Origin of the sequence: Bradyrhizobium sacchari (assembly GCF_002068095.1) — a bacterium.
Taxonomy (GTDB): domain Bacteria; phylum Pseudomonadota; class Alphaproteobacteria; order Rhizobiales; family Xanthobacteraceae; genus Bradyrhizobium; species Bradyrhizobium sacchari.
Genome location: NZ_LWIG01000026.1, coordinates 479717 through 493346, shown reverse-complemented (window position 1 = coordinate 493346; position 13630 = coordinate 479717). Strand labels below are relative to the sequence as shown.

The 13630-nt window shown below is 65.3% G+C and carries 16 protein-coding genes and 1 pseudogene; 8 read left to right on the top strand and 9 right to left on the bottom strand.

Features of this window, described 5'->3' with window-relative positions; translation table 11 throughout:
• Nucleotides 1-3397, bottom strand: a 3397-nt coding sequence (locus tag A5906_RS26365; RefSeq protein ID WP_210189985.1) for a beta strand repeat-containing protein, incomplete at its 3' end; no start/stop codon positions are given.
• A gap of 163 nt (nucleotides 3398-3560) precedes the next feature.
• On the opposite strand from A5906_RS26365, the pseudogene A5906_RS45030 reads away from it, so the two are divergent.
• Together A5906_RS45030 and A5906_RS46205 are read left to right on the top strand one after the other, a co-directional pair.
• A pseudogene (locus A5906_RS45030) lies at nucleotides 3561-3959 on the top strand (winged helix-turn-helix domain-containing protein); the annotation flags it as partial.
• Nucleotides 3960-4043: 84 nt separating this feature from the next.
• Entirely contained in the window at nucleotides 4044-5306 is a 1263-nt protein-coding gene (locus tag A5906_RS46205; RefSeq protein WP_347337619.1) for a tetratricopeptide repeat protein, read from the top strand.
• Between the two features lie 122 nt (nucleotides 5307-5428).
• Here A5906_RS46205 and A5906_RS26350 read toward each other — a convergent pair whose 3' ends face one another.
• The 6 genes from A5906_RS26350 to A5906_RS26325 all read right to left on the bottom strand — a co-directional run bounded on the left by A5906_RS26350 (nucleotide 5429) and on the right by A5906_RS26325 (nucleotide 10233).
• Nucleotides 5429-6361 (bottom strand): lipid A biosynthesis lauroyl acyltransferase, encoded by a 933-nt coding sequence (locus tag A5906_RS26350; RefSeq protein WP_080138150.1) that lies wholly within the window; start codon nucleotides 6359-6361, stop codon nucleotides 5429-5431.
• 8 nt (nucleotides 6362-6369) lie between these two features.
• Nucleotides 6370-7647: a beta-ketoacyl-ACP synthase gene (locus A5906_RS26345; protein WP_080138149.1), complete on the bottom strand. Its 1278-nt coding sequence runs from the start codon at nucleotides 7645-7647 to the stop codon at nucleotides 6370-6372.
• A 49-nt stretch (nucleotides 7648-7696) separates the two neighbouring features.
• The gene (locus tag A5906_RS26340; protein WP_080138148.1) at nucleotides 7697-8902 is read right to left on the bottom strand and encodes a beta-ketoacyl-ACP synthase; all 1206 of its coding nucleotides are present in this window, start codon (nucleotides 8900-8902) and stop codon (nucleotides 7697-7699) included.
• On the bottom strand, nucleotides 8899-9369 hold the full coding sequence (locus A5906_RS26335; protein WP_080138147.1) for a 3-hydroxyacyl-ACP dehydratase FabZ family protein: 471 nt from the start codon (nucleotides 9367-9369) through the stop codon (nucleotides 8899-8901). Before A5906_RS26335 ends, A5906_RS26340 begins: the two co-directional genes overlap by 4 nt.
• A gap of 10 nt (nucleotides 9370-9379) precedes the next feature.
• Nucleotides 9380-9667, bottom strand: a complete 288-nt coding sequence (locus tag A5906_RS26330; RefSeq protein WP_007592476.1) for an acyl carrier protein — start codon at nucleotides 9665-9667, stop codon at nucleotides 9380-9382.
• A gap of 224 nt (nucleotides 9668-9891) precedes the next feature.
• On the bottom strand, nucleotides 9892-10233 hold the full coding sequence (locus A5906_RS26325; RefSeq protein WP_080138146.1) for a hypothetical protein: 342 nt from the start codon (nucleotides 10231-10233) through the stop codon (nucleotides 9892-9894).
• 320 nt (nucleotides 10234-10553) lie between these two features.
• Between A5906_RS26325 and A5906_RS26320 the strand changes: the two genes are divergently transcribed.
• Complete coding sequence (locus tag A5906_RS26320; protein WP_080138145.1) at nucleotides 10554-11183, top strand: ParB-like protein; 630 nt, start codon at nucleotides 10554-10556, stop codon at nucleotides 11181-11183.
• A 15-nt stretch (nucleotides 11184-11198) separates the two neighbouring features.
• Here the strand turns inward: A5906_RS26320 and A5906_RS43170 are convergent, their stop codons facing one another.
• A complete protein-coding gene (locus A5906_RS43170; protein WP_167523433.1) occupies nucleotides 11199-11354 on the bottom strand; it encodes a hypothetical protein in 156 nt (51 codons plus the stop codon).
• 268 nt (nucleotides 11355-11622) lie between these two features.
• Between A5906_RS43170 and A5906_RS43165 the strand changes: the two genes are divergently transcribed.
• Nucleotides 11623-11766, top strand: coding sequence for a hypothetical protein (locus A5906_RS43165; RefSeq protein ID WP_167523432.1), 144 nt, complete (start codon nucleotides 11623-11625; stop codon nucleotides 11764-11766).
• A gap of 38 nt (nucleotides 11767-11804) precedes the next feature.
• Here A5906_RS43165 and A5906_RS26315 read toward each other — a convergent pair whose 3' ends face one another.
• Nucleotides 11805-12008 carry a hypothetical protein gene (locus A5906_RS26315; protein ID WP_080138144.1) on the bottom strand — a complete coding sequence of 68 codons (204 nt, stop codon included), beginning with the start codon at nucleotides 12006-12008 and terminating at the stop codon, nucleotides 11805-11807.
• Nucleotides 12009-12064: 56 nt separating this feature from the next.
• Between A5906_RS26315 and A5906_RS26310 the strand changes: the two genes are divergently transcribed.
• The 4 genes from A5906_RS26310 to A5906_RS45020 all read left to right on the top strand — a co-directional run.
• Nucleotides 12065-12898 (top strand): Crp/Fnr family transcriptional regulator, encoded by an 834-nt coding sequence (locus A5906_RS26310; protein ID WP_347337616.1) that lies wholly within the window; start codon nucleotides 12065-12067, stop codon nucleotides 12896-12898.
• Nucleotides 12899-12907: 9 nt separating this feature from the next.
• On the top strand, nucleotides 12908-13138 hold the full coding sequence (locus A5906_RS26305) for a DUF6894 family protein (RefSeq protein ID WP_080138142.1): 231 nt from the start codon (nucleotides 12908-12910) through the stop codon (nucleotides 13136-13138).
• 183 nt (nucleotides 13139-13321) lie between these two features.
• A complete protein-coding gene (locus A5906_RS43160) occupies nucleotides 13322-13489 on the top strand; it encodes a hypothetical protein (RefSeq protein WP_167523431.1) in 168 nt (55 codons plus the stop codon).
• Nucleotides 13486-13630, top strand: a 145-nt coding sequence (locus A5906_RS45020; RefSeq protein WP_245326919.1) for a cation-transporting P-type ATPase, incomplete at its 3' end; no start/stop codon positions are given. The genes A5906_RS43160 and A5906_RS45020, both read left to right, overlap by 4 nt.

Below are 13630 nucleotides of genomic sequence, written 5' to 3'. Positions count from 1 at the left end.
GGTCGACGACATCGTCCCTGGCATCGCGCGGTGTCACCGCGGCATAGGCTTCCCGCACCCTGGCGTCGTTTGGTGCGGTGGACGCGTAGCCCAGCGTCCCGCCGTCGCCGGCCGTACCGCCACGCTCGCCATCCGTGCCGCCGCCGAACGGATCAAGCATGCCCACGAACTGCTGCGTGGCATTGAACGCGGCCTGCGTGCCGGCGGCGCCGGGCTGGCCGGAGACCTGGCTGAGCCCGCGGTTGAGTTGCGCGCCGCCCATGTTGAGCAGCGCATCGAAGCCGGCCGGCGGCGTCGCGCCGCTCTCGACCGCCTTGTTGATGCCGTTGGTGACGCTGGCCTGGTTGCCGCTGCTGCCTGCCGGCAGCACGATCGTGCCGGGATCGAGCACCAGATAGACATTGCTCGAATCGTAGGTGAGGTGCGGATTGCGGGCAGGGCTGAAGCTGTTGGTGACGCTCAGCCCGGCGAACTGCGTTCCACCAAGGCCGCCGGTCGCATTGAGAATGGTGTAGGTCTGGCTGCGGAAGCTGCCGGGCAGCGCCACCGCCTGCACGGTGGCGCCGGTCAGCGTCGCGGTGCCGGTGACATTGGTCCGGTCGGCGGCAGTGGTGGAGACCTCGATCCGGTAGAAGCTGCCTGCACCGAAGGCGAGGCTGCCGCTGACGGAGAGCGTGCCCACGGAATTGCCCGGCGCCAGCGTGCCGCCGCTCGCGATCGTCGTGTTGCCGACGATGCCGGTGCCACCGAGCGTGCCGCCGCTGTTCACCGTGACGCCGCTGGAGGATGCGAGCGAGCCGTTCACCGCCAGCGTGCCGTCGTTCACGATCGTCGCGCCGGTATATGTATTTGCGCCCGACAGCGTCAACGTGCCGCTGCCGCCCTTGGTCAGCGCGCCGTTGCCCGCGAGACTGGCGTCGATAATGCCGGCTCGTACGTCGAACAAACCGGACGATGACAGCGTGCCGTTGGTTATGCGACCGCCCGTCACCGTCACGCCACCGTCCTGGGTCTGTGCCGTGCCGCCAAGATCGAGCGTGCCACCCGCAACATTTGTGCCGGCGCTGCTGGCGCCAAGCGTGCCGGCGCCCGCGATCTTCAGCGTGCCCGCATTGATTGTGGTGCCGCCGGTATACGCATTGCCCCCCGATAGGGTCAGCGTGCCGGAGCCGATCTTCACCAGCGAGCCGCCGGCGCCGTTGATATCGCCGCTCACCTCGGTCGAGAGATTGTTCGAGCCGACGGTCAGCTCATTGGCGCCGAGCAGGTAGAGGCCAGCGCCCGCGATGGAACCGGCGCTGATTTTGTTGTCTCCGTTGGGACCCGCGGTGGGACTGAAATCGACCAGGCTGCTGGCATTGCTGATGATGACCGCGTTGCCGGCTGTGCTGTTGGCGAAGAACGTTATACTACCGTTGTTGGTGATGGTTGCGTTGCCGCCAGTGGCGGAGCCGTAGAATGCGATGCCGCCATTGTTGGTGATACTAGCGCTCGCCGCCGTGCTGCTGTCCCGGAAGTACAGAGCATTCGCGTTCGTGATGGTTGCGCCGCCGGCGCTGCTGGCTTCGAGGAAATTCATAGTGCCAAAGCCGACGTTGGAGATCGTGGCGCTGCCCGCCGTGCTGCTGTCCCTGAAGAGCGCGTCATTTTCGTTCGTGATGGTTGCGCTGCCGGCGCTGCTGGTGTTGAGGAAAGTCAGCCTGGCGCCGCTGGTGCTGACGATCGTGGCGTTACCGGCCGTGCTGGTGTCGCGGAATTCCAGAGTGCCGGTGCCGTCAGTGGTAATGGTCGCGCCGCCGGCAGTGGCGTTCGCATTGAACGACAGAGTGCTGTCGCTGAAGATCGTAGCGGTGCCCGCCGTGCTGTTGTCCAAGAAATGGATGATCCCGTGGTTGGTGATCGTCGAACTGCCGGCCGTGCTCGATTGGTTGAGGGTGATGGTGCCGGTGTTGGTGATGCTGGCGCTTCCGGCCGTGCTCGAGCCGCCGAAATACATATTGTAGTTATTGACGATGGTGGCGCTGCCAGCCGTGCTGTTGTCGACGAAACTCAGCAACATATTGTTGGTGATGGTCGCGCTGCCAGCCGTGCTGCTTTCGCCGAAAATCGTCGTGGCAAAGGAGCCGCTGTTGGTGATGGCCGCGTTGCCGGCGGTACTTGAGCCGTTGAAGGTCAAGGTGCCGATGTTGGCGATGGTTGCGCTTCCGCCCGTGCTGCGGTCGTAGAAGTTGACGGTGCCGGCGGCCGTGTTGGTGATGGTTGCGCTCCCGGCCGTGCTGTCGTCGTAGAACGAGAGGCCGCCGCTGTTTGAGATATTGGCGGAGCTGGCGCCGCTTCCGTTGTGGAAGATCGTGGTTCCGCTGTTGGTGATGCTGGTGATGCCGCTGGTGTCGCCGTTGAAGACGCTGAACGTGCCGCTGGCGCCAACGGTGACGGTCCCCACAATGGAGCCGACGCCGCCGGCACTGCCGAGCTGTAACGTGCCGCCGTTGATCGTGGTGCCGCCGGTATAGCTGTTGGTGCCCGACAGGGTCAGCGTGCCGGTGCCGACCTTGACCAGCGAGCCGCCGGCGCCCCAGATGGCGCCGCTGACCTCGGTCGATGCATTGTTCGAGCCGACCGTCAGTTCGTTGGCGCCGAGATTGTAAGAGCCGGCGCCCGCGATCGAGCCGGCGCTGATCTTGTCGTCGCCGTTCAATCCCGTGGTGAGGGAGAAGTCGACAGAGGCGCCGCCATTGTTGATGATGGCGGCATTGCCGGCCGTGCTGTTGTCCCGGAACCGGACGATGTAACTGTTGATGATGGTGGCGCTGCCGGCCGAGCTTGAATTGTAGAAGGTTAGTATGCTGCCAATGTTGCTGTTGTTGATGGTGGCATTGCCGGCCGTGCTGTTGTCCACGAACTGGAGGTCGCTATTGTTGTTGATGGTGGCGTTGCCGGCGGTGCTTGAACTAAAGAAGACTAAACTACTGTTGTTGTTGATAGTGGCGCTGCCGGCCGTGCTGCCGTTGAGGAAATTCAGGGTGTTGTAGTTGTTGATGGTGGCGCTGCCGCCGTTGATGCTGATGCCGGCACCCGTGAAGTTCAGCGTGCCGACGTCAAACGTGTAGCTCGAGGCGCCGGCGTTGAACGTCCAGCCGCCGACGCTGGCGCTCGAAATCGTCAGGCTGGTGGTCGCAGAGGTGCCGAAGGAGGCCGTGCCCACCGGCACGAAGCCGCCGTCCCAATTGGCGCCGTTGCCGTAATCGTTGCTGCCGGGGGAGGCGAGCCAGGTGCCATCCGACGCGGCACGCGCAGGCCCGGCCGGCAGCGCCCAGGCCAGGGCCAGCGCCGACGACGTCAGCAGCGCGGTTCGCAGGCGGCGGGTCGCCTTGAAATAATGTTTCCCCGTCTTCACCACTTCCCCCAACACGCAGGTCCCGAGTCCTCGACGGGATTCTTCGCACCGGGCGGGAGTGGTGTCCTGATAAGGGGTTGGCTAGTTTCTGAAAGTTTCTGATATTTGTATTTCAGACCCGATTTTCGGGCATTTCCCGCAGACTTCCGCTATATGAGCCGCGTTGAGAGACGTTTTGGGGGATAGCTTGCTTCGTTTCGCCGGCTTCGAGCTGGACCTGCAGCGCGCGGAGCTGCGCGGGCCTGAGGGCACGCCGATCAAGCTTCGGCCCAAGACGTTCGAGATGCTTCGGCTCTTTGCCACCAGCGGCGGCCGGGTGCTGAGCAAGCAGGAGCTGATGGAGGCGGTCTGGCCGAACGTCCATGTCGGCGAGGACAGCCTGTTCCAATGCATTCGCGAGCTCCGCACCGCGCTCGGCGACGAGCGGCGGCAGCTGATCAAGCTTGCCTCCGGCGGCGGCTATCTGCTGGCGACGGAAGTTGAGGCAGCGCCCGAATCCGGCCCGGCGCAGGCCCGGCCGGACGCCGACGAGGTCGCGGCCCCGCCACCGGCCGAGGTCGCCNCCGCCGCAAGGCCACAGCGCGCCATCTTCGGCTTGAGCCGGCAGGCCACGGTCGCCGCCGTGGTCGGGCTCTGCGTGATCGTCATGGGGCTTGCGGTTGCTGCGCCCGTGCTGAAACCGGACCTCCTGTTCAGGCGAACGCCGCCGCGGCTCGCGGTGATGCCGATCGCCGGCGACCGCAACGACCCGCGCGGCGCGGCGATGGCCGCCGAGGTCACCGCTCGTCTCACCGATGGTTTTGCCAAGATCCAGAACATCAGCGTGGTTGCGCCACGCATGGCGGCCAGGGGCGGCGATAGCACCGCGGCGTCCGCCGCATCATCCGATTATGAGCTGCGCGGCGAACTCGAGCGCAGCGACAAGTCCTGGACGCTGCGTGCGCGCATCATCAAGGCCGCAACCGCCGAGGTGCAGTCGGTCGTCGCAGCGTCCGTCGCCGCGGACGAGGCGGACGCGCAGCTCGCGCAGTCGCGCCTCGTCGCCGGCGTCGGTCATGGGCTTGCGCGCCGTCTCAACGAGATCCTGGAGTCGCGTGCGCCGCGCCCTCTGGCAGCCGGGGCGTCGGCCGGCGGCGACAAGGTCGCCGTCGAGCAGGCGCTGGCCTCGATCAACCAGACCACGCGCGAGCGTTTTGGCGCCGCGCAGGCCATGCTGCAGAAGGCGCTCAGTGACGATCCTGACAATCTCGACATCGCGGTCGCGCTCGCTTCGCTGCAGATGCGCGGCATCCAGATGGTCTGGTTCAGCCCGGAGGAGGCGGTCGCGGTCGAGGCCAGGGCCAATGCGACGCTGGAGCAGGCGCTGCGGTCGAAGCCGAATTCGATTCCGGTGCTCGAGGCCACTTGCCGCTTCCTCAGCGCGACCAATCATTTTGTCGAGAGCCTCGTCACCTGCGCCAAGGCCCTGAGCTTCGATCCGTGGAACGGGTCGGCGCTCTATCTGATCGGCCTCGGGCAGGTCTATCTCGGCCGCTTCGACGATGCGCTCGCAACGTTCCAGCAGGCCGATCGTTACGACACGCCGCCGGCCTCGCGCTGGACCTGGCTGCTCGGCGCGGGCATGACCTATGCCTTGATGGGGCGCTTTGAGGAGGCATTGCCGTGGCTGCAGCGCTCGATCGCGGTCACGCCCGGGACCGGCCGCTCGCATTTCCTGCTCGCTGCCGCCTACCAGAGATCGGGGCGCACCGAGGAGGCGAGGGCGGCGATGCAGGAGGGGCTGCGGCTGCGGCCCGGCACGACGAAGCGCAACGTCTCGCCGCCGATGAAGAACGCAAGTCCGGTTTGTCTCGCAGCCTGGGAGCGTGTCGTGCAGGCCGAGGTGGATGCGGGACTGCCGCAGCAGTAGGGCAGGGCCTGCTACCAGCCCTCAATGCCCGTCATTGCGAGGAGCCCTTGCGACGAAGCAATCCAGGGTGTCACCGCGGAAAGAATCTGGATTGCTTCGCTGCGCTCGCAATGACGGAATAACTACCGCCACCTGCGGTGCAGCCACAGCCACTGCTCGGGATGCTCGCGCACCCAGCTTTCCACGACGCTGGTGATCGCCTGCGTCGTGCCCTGGATGTCGATCCTGCCCTCGGCATCGCGCACGGGCGGGACCTCCTCGGTCAGCTCGCCGCGGAAGCGGCCGCCGGGCAGGCGGATGATGCGGACGCCGTGAATCGGGCATTCGACCTGGCGGAGCAGGCGGGCAAGCATCGGATTGGCGCGGGTCTTGCGGCCGAAGAAGGTGACCTCGACGCCGCCGGTCAGATACTGGTCGATCAGCATGGCGACATGCTTGCCGTCCTTCAGTGCCTGCGCGAGCCTTAACGGAGCATCGCGGCCCGCCGGGATCAGCGTGCCCATGTTGACCTGGCGCATCTCCTGGATGATGCGGTCGGCGGAGGCGATGTTGGGCCGGCGGTAGAGGATCGCCGCATCCAGCCCGTGGGCGACGGCGGCGAGCGCCGGCAATTCCCAGTTCGCGAGATGCGCGGCGAAGATCAGCGCCGGCTTGCCGTCGTCGCGGATCTGGTCGAACAGCTCGATGCTGCGCGCCGGGAGTTCGATCCGGCTGTTCTCCGGATGCTCGCGGTCGTAGTCCCAGACATGGTCGATATGGGCGAACTCGGCGCCGACGCGGCCGAGATTGTCCCACACGCCCATCAGGATCTCTTCGATCTCTTCGGGCGATTTCTCGGGAAACGCAGCAGTGAGATTGGCGCGGCCGATGCGGTGCTCGCGCAGGCGCGGGCCGATCCTTTTCACGACGCGTGCGAAGAAATCCGAGGTCTTGACCGGATCGAAATAGCGCGTGGTGCGCAGCATGCCGACCGTGGCGGCGCCGATCAGGCTGCCGCCGATCGATTTGGCAGCCTCCCGCGCGCGGGCCTTCGTGCTCGCAGTCAGCAGCGCCATGCGTCCGGTCAGGCCGGTTCGCGGGTCAGGATCAGCGAGGCGTTCTGGCCGCCGAAGCCGAACGAGTTCGACATCACCGCGGTCACGCGGGCATCGCGCGCCGTGTTGCCGACGACGTTGAACAGGATCGTGGGATCCGGGGTCTCGTAGTTGATCGTCGGCGGGATGCGCTGGTGCTCGAGCGTCAGCAGCGAGAAGATCGCCTCCACTGCGCCCGCGGCCGAGATGGTGTGGCCGACCATCGACTTGTTCGACGTGACCGGAATCTTCTGCGCGAGCTCGCCGAACACGGCCGATGTCGTGTTGAACTCCATCTTGTCGTTCTCGGGCGTCGCGGTGCCGTGCGCGTTGATGTGGTCGATCTGGTCCGGCGTCATGCCGGCATCGGCCAGCGTCTTGTTCATGCAGCCGATGATCGGCTTGCCATCAGGAGACGAGCGGGTGCGATGGAAGGAATCGGTGAGCTCGCCGCAGCCGGCGATCACGCCGAGGATTTTTGCGCCACGCGCGGTAGCGGCTTCATAGCTCTCCAGCACCAGCGCGCCGGCGCCTTCGGCCATGACGAAACCGTCGCGGTTCTTGGAGAAGGGGCGGGAAGCTGCCTGCGGCGGATCGTTCTGGGTCGACAGCGCCGAGAGCAGCGAGAAGCGCACCAGCGCTTCCGGATTCACGGTGCCGTCGGTTGCCACGCACAGCGCCGCATCGGTCTCGCCGCGGCGGATCGCCTCGACGCCAAGCTGGATCGAGGTGGCGCCGGACGCGCAGGCCGTCGACAGCGAGATCGGCGAGCCCTTGGTGCCGAAGGTCTCGGCGAGGTGAGCTGCGACCGAACCGAACATGAAGCGGTGGTGATAGGCGCTGTACTTGCCGCCGCCGGAGATGCGCAAGAGATCGTCATAGTTGAAGTCCTGCGCGCCGACGGCGCGGCCGAGCTCACGGCGCTGCGGCCATTCGACCTCGACCGGCGCGACCGCCAGGAAGAGGGGGCCCGGGAAATCGGCCTTGGCGCCGATACCGGCCTGCTCGAGCGCTTCCTGCGTCACGATCTCGGCCATCCGTTCGGACAGGCCGGTTGAGGAGAACGGATCGACGCTGACGAAATCGACGGTGCCGGCCATCGTGGTCTTCAGGCCCTCGACCGGAAAGCGCGTGATGGTGCGGATGCCGGATTCGCCGGCAACGAGCTTGGCCCAATTGTCGGCCTTGCCCGCGCCGAGGGAGGTCATGATGCCCATGCCGGTGACGACGACGACAGGACGCCCGAATTTGTCGCGTGGTGCAGTCATGTGTCCCCCGATCAAGCTAGAGCATCATCCGGCCAAAGCGCGAGGCGCTTCAGCCGACCGCCTCGACCAGCGCCATGCCTTCGCCGCGCCAGTGTCCGGCCCCCACCACCACGATCTGGGTGGGCGCCCCCTGCATTTCAATCTCGGTCCCGGTCGAATCGTTCGGCGGGAACAGCGCGCCGCGCGAGATCGACAGCGCGGCGAGCGCGATGCCGAGCGGGAATTGCGTCTCCATGGTGTGACCGAACATCGTACCGGTCGAGCGCACCGGGAAGTCGGCATGGCCCTTCAGGAAGCCGCGTTCCTCCGAGGTCGCAGGCTCCGCGCCGGTCGCGCCCGTGATGATCGCGCCCTTGCCCTCGCGTTTCGGCAGCTTGGCCCAGAGCTTCTCGAGCGTTGCGGCCGTGTCGCCAGGCTGCTTGCGGCGGGCGAGGTCGGCAACGACACTCGACAGCTTTGCGAACGGCTTTGCGCCGCGCGCCTCCGCATGCGCACGCGACTCCAGTACCAGGAACGCGCCGGCCGAGCCGAGCGCGAAGCCGGCGTGGTCCTTGCGCGCCCACACCGGCGCGAATTTGTCCTTCAGGTTGAAGTCGCCGAATTCGTAGAGGACCAGGAGGTCCTTGCGCTCGCCATTGTGCGAGCCGCCGACGAGCGCAATGTCGCTCTCGCCCGAGGCGATGCGCGCAAGCGCGATTCGGGCGGCATCGGCGCCGGCGACCTCTTCGCCCATGAAGGTGCGCGAGGTCCCGCCAAGGCCGTGCACGATGGCGATGTTGCCGGCGAGCAGGTTGGAGAGCTGGGCCAGAAACAGCGTCGGCCTGAGATCGCTCATCAGGCGCTCGTTGAGGAAGCCGGGCGCGTTGGCTCCCTTGGCTTCGGCCGTGAGCACGCCGGTGTCGACGTTGAGGTCGCGCTCACCGCCGCCGGCGGCGACCACCATGTCGATCTTCGACAGGATGTCCTTGTTGCCCTTGATCCCGGCGGAGTCGAGCGCGAGGCCGGCGGCATAGGTGCCGATGCGCTGCCAGGCTTCCATCTGGCGCTGGTCGCCCTTCTTCGGAATCTGGCTGTCGAATGAGACGGGCATCAGGGGATGCACGATGTAGGGTGCAAAACCCTTCTCATCGACATTGATGCGCTTCTCCTGGAGCGCGGCCCAGTTGGCGTCGAGGCCCTCGCCGAGCGAGGTGGCGAGGCCAATGCCGGTGATCCAGACTTCCGTCTGGCCGGGCTTCGAAGCGGTGTCAGTCATGGCGATACGGCCTGTTGCGGAAAGCCGACGCGCTCGGCGACCTTCGCCATGTACCCGCGCATATCCGCGTTGGGGAAGGGAATCAGCGTGAAGGTGAGGGCAGAATTGGCGCGCAGCTTGCCGCCAACCCTGATCTTGGCTTCGGTCATGGCGTAGCCCGAGCCCTCGTGGGTGAGGCTCGCCTCGATGCTCATGAGATCGCCGGGGAACACCGAGCCGCGCACCTTGCCTTCCTTCACGGCGGCCAGGATCGGCATGCGCTCGAACTTGAACACGCCGAGCTGAAGCCAGCCCGAGGCCTGCGCCATCGATTCGATCAGGAGCACGCCGGGCATCAAGGGATACCCCGGGAAGTGCCCCTCGAAGACGGTGCTTTCCTTGGGAACCTGGGCCTCGACGACGATCTTCTTCTCGTCGACGTTGAGGTCGACGATGCGATCGATCATGTGGAAGTATTCGAGTTGCATGACCGCCCGATTAGGCGCTCGCGCCCTTGGCGGCAACCAGTTCGTCGATGCGCGCGCACAGGTTCTTCAGCACGAAATATTGTTCGGTGGTGGCTTTGCCGTCGTTGACCTCCTGGGTCCACTTTTCCAGCGGCAGCTTGATGCCGAACTGCTTGTCGATCGCGAAGGCAATATCGAGGAAATCGAGGCTGTCGATGCCGAGGTCATCGATTGCGTGGCTATCCGGCGTGATCGTGTCGCGCGGGATGTCGCAGGTTTCAGCGATGATCGTGGCGACCTGATCGAATGTGGAAGACATCACTAAGCCTTTGATATATTGCGGATATTTGTCAGATGTTCCAGAGTGGCGCGATGGGAGGGCATCGCGCCCCTGATGACGCCCTCAAACCCCCCTCTGGCCGGGTCGAAAGCCCGTATATCGGAGCGCCGCCCTGAGTTCAATGGAGCCGGACGGGGCCAAGGGGGACAGCAGGGACAGGGCTGGGGACGCCGCCAGCAGAACCCTCCGGCCGGCGGCGGGGCCTAGATGTGCGGCGTCGTGATCTTGGCGCAGTCCCGGCGGCCCATCAGGACGCAATCCTGGGTCCGGCGCAGGTCAGCGATGCTCACCGCGAGCCAGATCCCGATCGCGGTCAGCGCGACGGTGAAGGCAAGCGCGGCGATGTTGGCGAGCATACGATGGCGAAAATCGTCCGGCTCGGCGCGGGGCTGCTCGTAGCGCGACAGGTCAAGCGGCTCGGGCGCAACGCGCAACGGCTGCACGGTGCCGCCGCCCCGGTGGGCCGCGGGGGTGGACGAGGTGCGCGGCCTGAACTGGAGCACCCGGTGCTCGTCGTCAGAGCTTATGGGCCGCTGGGTTTTCATGGTGCGAGGATCACTCCGGAGCAGCGATTTTTAGATAGCATACGTGGTGAAAACGTTGCAGAAAATCTTCTCAACGCAAACGTGCATTGTGCCTTTTGCACGCCCCCTCGCCGAAGGAGGGATCGCGCACCGGGTCGTCACGCACTCGGACAGGATGGGCGGGGTGCATTGCAGCAACGCAAGATGGCGCCGCGTTCGGCGTCGTGAACATCGGCTTATGATCTGCCTGTGCAGGTCAAACGCATTTGCCGCCATGGGGCCCATGGGATAATCCAGGGAACCCGGACGACCGGTTGCAACGTGTGAGGGGCCCTCAAACCATGACCACGACCAACGCGCGCGAACCCAGAGTGCATCCGGTGTCGATCCTGTCGCTGCGACCGACGCAGATGACGGTCGGCATGCGCGAGGTCAAGGAGAAGCGCAAGCGCTGGCGCGAGCACGGCAAGAAGAAGCAGGCCGATCTGCTCGGCACCCACATGATCCCCGTCGTGCACGGACCTGACGAGCGCTATTACGTGATCGACCATCATCATCTCGGCCGCGCGCTGCACGACGAGGGCATCAAGGAGGTGCTGGTGACCGTCGTCGGTGACCTCCGGATGGTCGAGCGCGAGGCGTTCTGGGGCGTGATGGACAACAAGCGCTGGGTCTATCCATACGACTCCAAGGGCGAACGGCGGCCATTCCGCGACCTGCCGAAATCGGTTGCCGATCTTAAGGACGATCCGTTCCGCAGCCTTGCCGGCGAGCTCCGCCGCATGGGGGGCTTTGCCAAGGACACGACGCCGTTCTCCGAATTCCTGTGGGCGGACTTCCTGCGCCGCAAGCTGTCGCGCAAGGCGGTGGATGCCAATTTCGACAAGGCGCTGGAGAGGGCTCTGGCCGCAGCCAAGAGCAAGGATGCGATCTATCTGCCCGGCTGGTGCGGGCCGGCCGACGATGATTGAGCGCGCGCGCTCACATCAGTCTCGCTGGAAGATCTTGGCGCCGGGATAAACGCGGCGGGCGTAAGTCACGACCAGCGCGCGGTCCTGGGTTGCCAGGAAGGGCGTCCGGATCTTGTACGACCCGACGATGAGGTGCCATAACCCATTGAGCTTCTGAATGACGACGTTCATTTGAGCAGTCCTTGATGACTCCACATTCCAGCGAATGCTGCTTGTCGCTGCGTTCTTCAGGATCGCGGCCGCAGCTGAAAATTCCCGACGCGGCTCGCTCTCCTGCAAGGCACGCCGACTATTATTAGTTGGTTACGGCAGCCGCCCTGATAAGCCGGATCGCATCACGGCTGCTTGAGCGAAATCAATTTCCGCGCTCACGAAACCGTCCTGAAACAAAGCCGTCCCATCTATTTGTGGTGTCCGGGTTAAACAACAGGAGGCCAAGATGCGCCGGCTGATTTTCGCCCTTGCCGTGCTTGCGGTCGCTTCAGCAGGGATATCGGCATCGTTTGCTGCGGTTCACCACGCCAAGACATTGACGTTTGCCGAGCGCTTTGCCCCGGCACTCGACTTGATGGCGAAGCAATAAAGGCATGGCGTCTCGGCGCCGTGCGGTCATTCCGGCGCTTATTTCGGCTCTTGCGGGCCGGGTGAAGAGAGCAGGCGTTCCATCTCGGCCGCGGCCTCGCCGTCGCGCGCCTTCTGCAGCAGCGTGCGACGCTCGCTGCCAGCCGGCATCTTCATTGCGGCGGCGCGGGCTTCCTTCGTGAATTTGTTCAGGCGCTCCTGGAGCGAGAGGGCCGGTCGCGTACGATTGCGCTTCTTGGTCATGAATTGCCCTTTCCGCGCGAAGCCAACCACAGCGGCGCGAGCAACGTCCTTAACTTTTGTTGGAACCGCAGGCTGATGGCCGGTTTTTCATTCGTGCGGCTGCGCAGGCTCCAATTTTCTGGGCCCAATCACCGGTCACCGAGACGGAGCGACCTCCAGTGGCTACCGATGCAATCCGTGCGGCGCTCATCAAGCGCCTGCGCACCTCCTCTGGAATTTCGGACGAGGACGCCGGGGAAATCGAAGCTCTTCCGATCGCGGTCCGGCACTTCCCGGCAGAGAAGCCGGTCGTGCGCGACGGCGAGCGGGCGACGGATTGCTGCCTGATTGCAGAAGGCTTCTGCGCGCGCTCCAAGACGATCCCCAACGGCAAGCGGCAGATCCTTTCCATCCACATCCCCGGCGAAATTCCCGACCTCATGAGCCTGTTCCTGCACGTGATGGACCACGATCTCTCGACGCTGACGCCGGCTACGCTCGGCTTCATCAGTCACGACACGCTGCGAAGTTTGCACCGTCGCAATCCGAACGTGGCCGAGATGTTCTGGCGAGACACGCTGGTCGACGCGGCGATGTTTCGCGAATGGATCGTCAATGTGGGCCAGCGCCCCGCGCCCGCGCGCCTGGCGCATGTCATGGTCGAGCTGCGCGAACGGCTCAAGCTGATCGGGCAGATTGACGGAACCAGCTTCGACATGCCGCTGACCCAGGAGCAGATCGGCGAGGCGTTGGGCATCACCGCGGTGCACGCCAACCGCGTCATCAAGCAATTGCGGCTGGAGGGCATCGTCGAGCTTCAGCGCGGCCGGGTCACGGTGCTCGACGACCGGAAACTTTTGGAACTGGCGGATTTCGACGGCCGTTACCTGCATCAGTCGCCAGTGCTCTGAGGGAGCCCGATGCCGCGCTTCCACTTCGACGTCCACGAGAACGGCCGGGTGATTCCCGATGAAGACGGGCAGGAGCTTGCGAACCAGAACGACGCGCGCAAGGAGGCAGTCATGAGCGGCGCCTCCATCGCCCGCGATGCCTTCGTTTCGGGCAGTGCGCGGCAGGTGGTGGTCGACGTTCGCGAAGACGGCGCGCCTTTCCTGAAGGTGTCGATCACGCTCGAGGTGGACGAAACCTAGGCGGCTTGACTGCTCCTGACGGGGCCGGTTCGAGCCTGCGGCAGAGCAGCGCAGATCACCTTGACGTATCGCAAATGGGCGCGGCCGGCGGCCGCTAAGGTCCGCCCGCATGACTGCTGAACCAGCGTTGCGCTCCCGCGTAGGCAAATGGGCTCCGGATCATGCCGATTTGGAGACACCACGATGAGCCTGATCCTTCGCATTCTGTTCGTCCTCGCCGGAGCCATCACCGCGCTGTTCGTCGCGCGCGATGCGCTGAACTTCACCATCATCCAGACCTTCGTCGCCATTCTGCTCGTGACCTCCGTCCTGCTCGCGGGAAGCCTCTGGAGCCTTCGGCGGAAGACGTGAGCGGGAAGGCGGATACGCGACCCGCCGGACTGAGCGAGGCCGAGGCCCGGGCGCGGCTGGACGAGGACGGCGCCAACGAGTTGCCCCGGCCCGAACGGCGCAGTCCGCTGCGCATCGTGGTGGAAGTGCTGCGCGAGCCGA

Bases quoted from the DNA above. Each gene is read 5' to 3' on its own strand.
- A5906_RS46205 (WP_347337619.1), top strand. From the start codon at position 4,044: ATGGGGCTTGCGGTTGCTGCGCCCGTGCTGAAACCGGACCTCCTGTTC.
- A5906_RS26350 (WP_080138150.1), bottom strand. From the start codon at position 6,361: ATGGCGCTGCTGACTGCGAGCACGAAGGCCCGCGCGCGGGAGGCTGCC.
- A5906_RS26345 (WP_080138149.1), bottom strand. From the start codon at position 7,647: ATGACTGCACCACGCGACAAATTCGGGCGTCCTGTCGTCGTCGTCACC.
- A5906_RS26340 (WP_080138148.1), bottom strand. From the start codon at position 8,902: ATGACTGACACCGCTTCGAAGCCCGGCCAGACGGAAGTCTGGATCACC.
- A5906_RS26335 (WP_080138147.1), bottom strand. From the start codon at position 9,369: ATGCAACTCGAATACTTCCACATGATCGATCGCATCGTCGACCTCAAC.
- A5906_RS26330 (WP_007592476.1), bottom strand. From the start codon at position 9,667: ATGTCTTCCACATTCGATCAGGTCGCCACGATCATCGCTGAAACCTGC.
- A5906_RS26325 (WP_080138146.1), bottom strand. From the start codon at position 10,233: ATGAAAACCCAGCGGCCCATAAGCTCTGACGACGAGCACCGGGTGCTC.
- A5906_RS26320 (WP_080138145.1), top strand. From the start codon at position 10,554: ATGACCACGACCAACGCGCGCGAACCCAGAGTGCATCCGGTGTCGATC.
- A5906_RS43170 (WP_167523433.1), bottom strand. From the start codon at position 11,354: ATGAACGTCGTCATTCAGAAGCTCAATGGGTTATGGCACCTCATCGTC.
- A5906_RS43165 (WP_167523432.1), top strand. From the start codon at position 11,623: ATGCGCCGGCTGATTTTCGCCCTTGCCGTGCTTGCGGTCGCTTCAGCA.
- A5906_RS26315 (WP_080138144.1), bottom strand. From the start codon at position 12,008: ATGACCAAGAAGCGCAATCGTACGCGACCGGCCCTCTCGCTCCAGGAG.
- A5906_RS26305 (WP_080138142.1), top strand. From the start codon at position 12,908: ATGCCGCGCTTCCACTTCGACGTCCACGAGAACGGCCGGGTGATTCCC.
- A5906_RS43160 (WP_167523431.1), top strand. From the start codon at position 13,322: ATGAGCCTGATCCTTCGCATTCTGTTCGTCCTCGCCGGAGCCATCACC.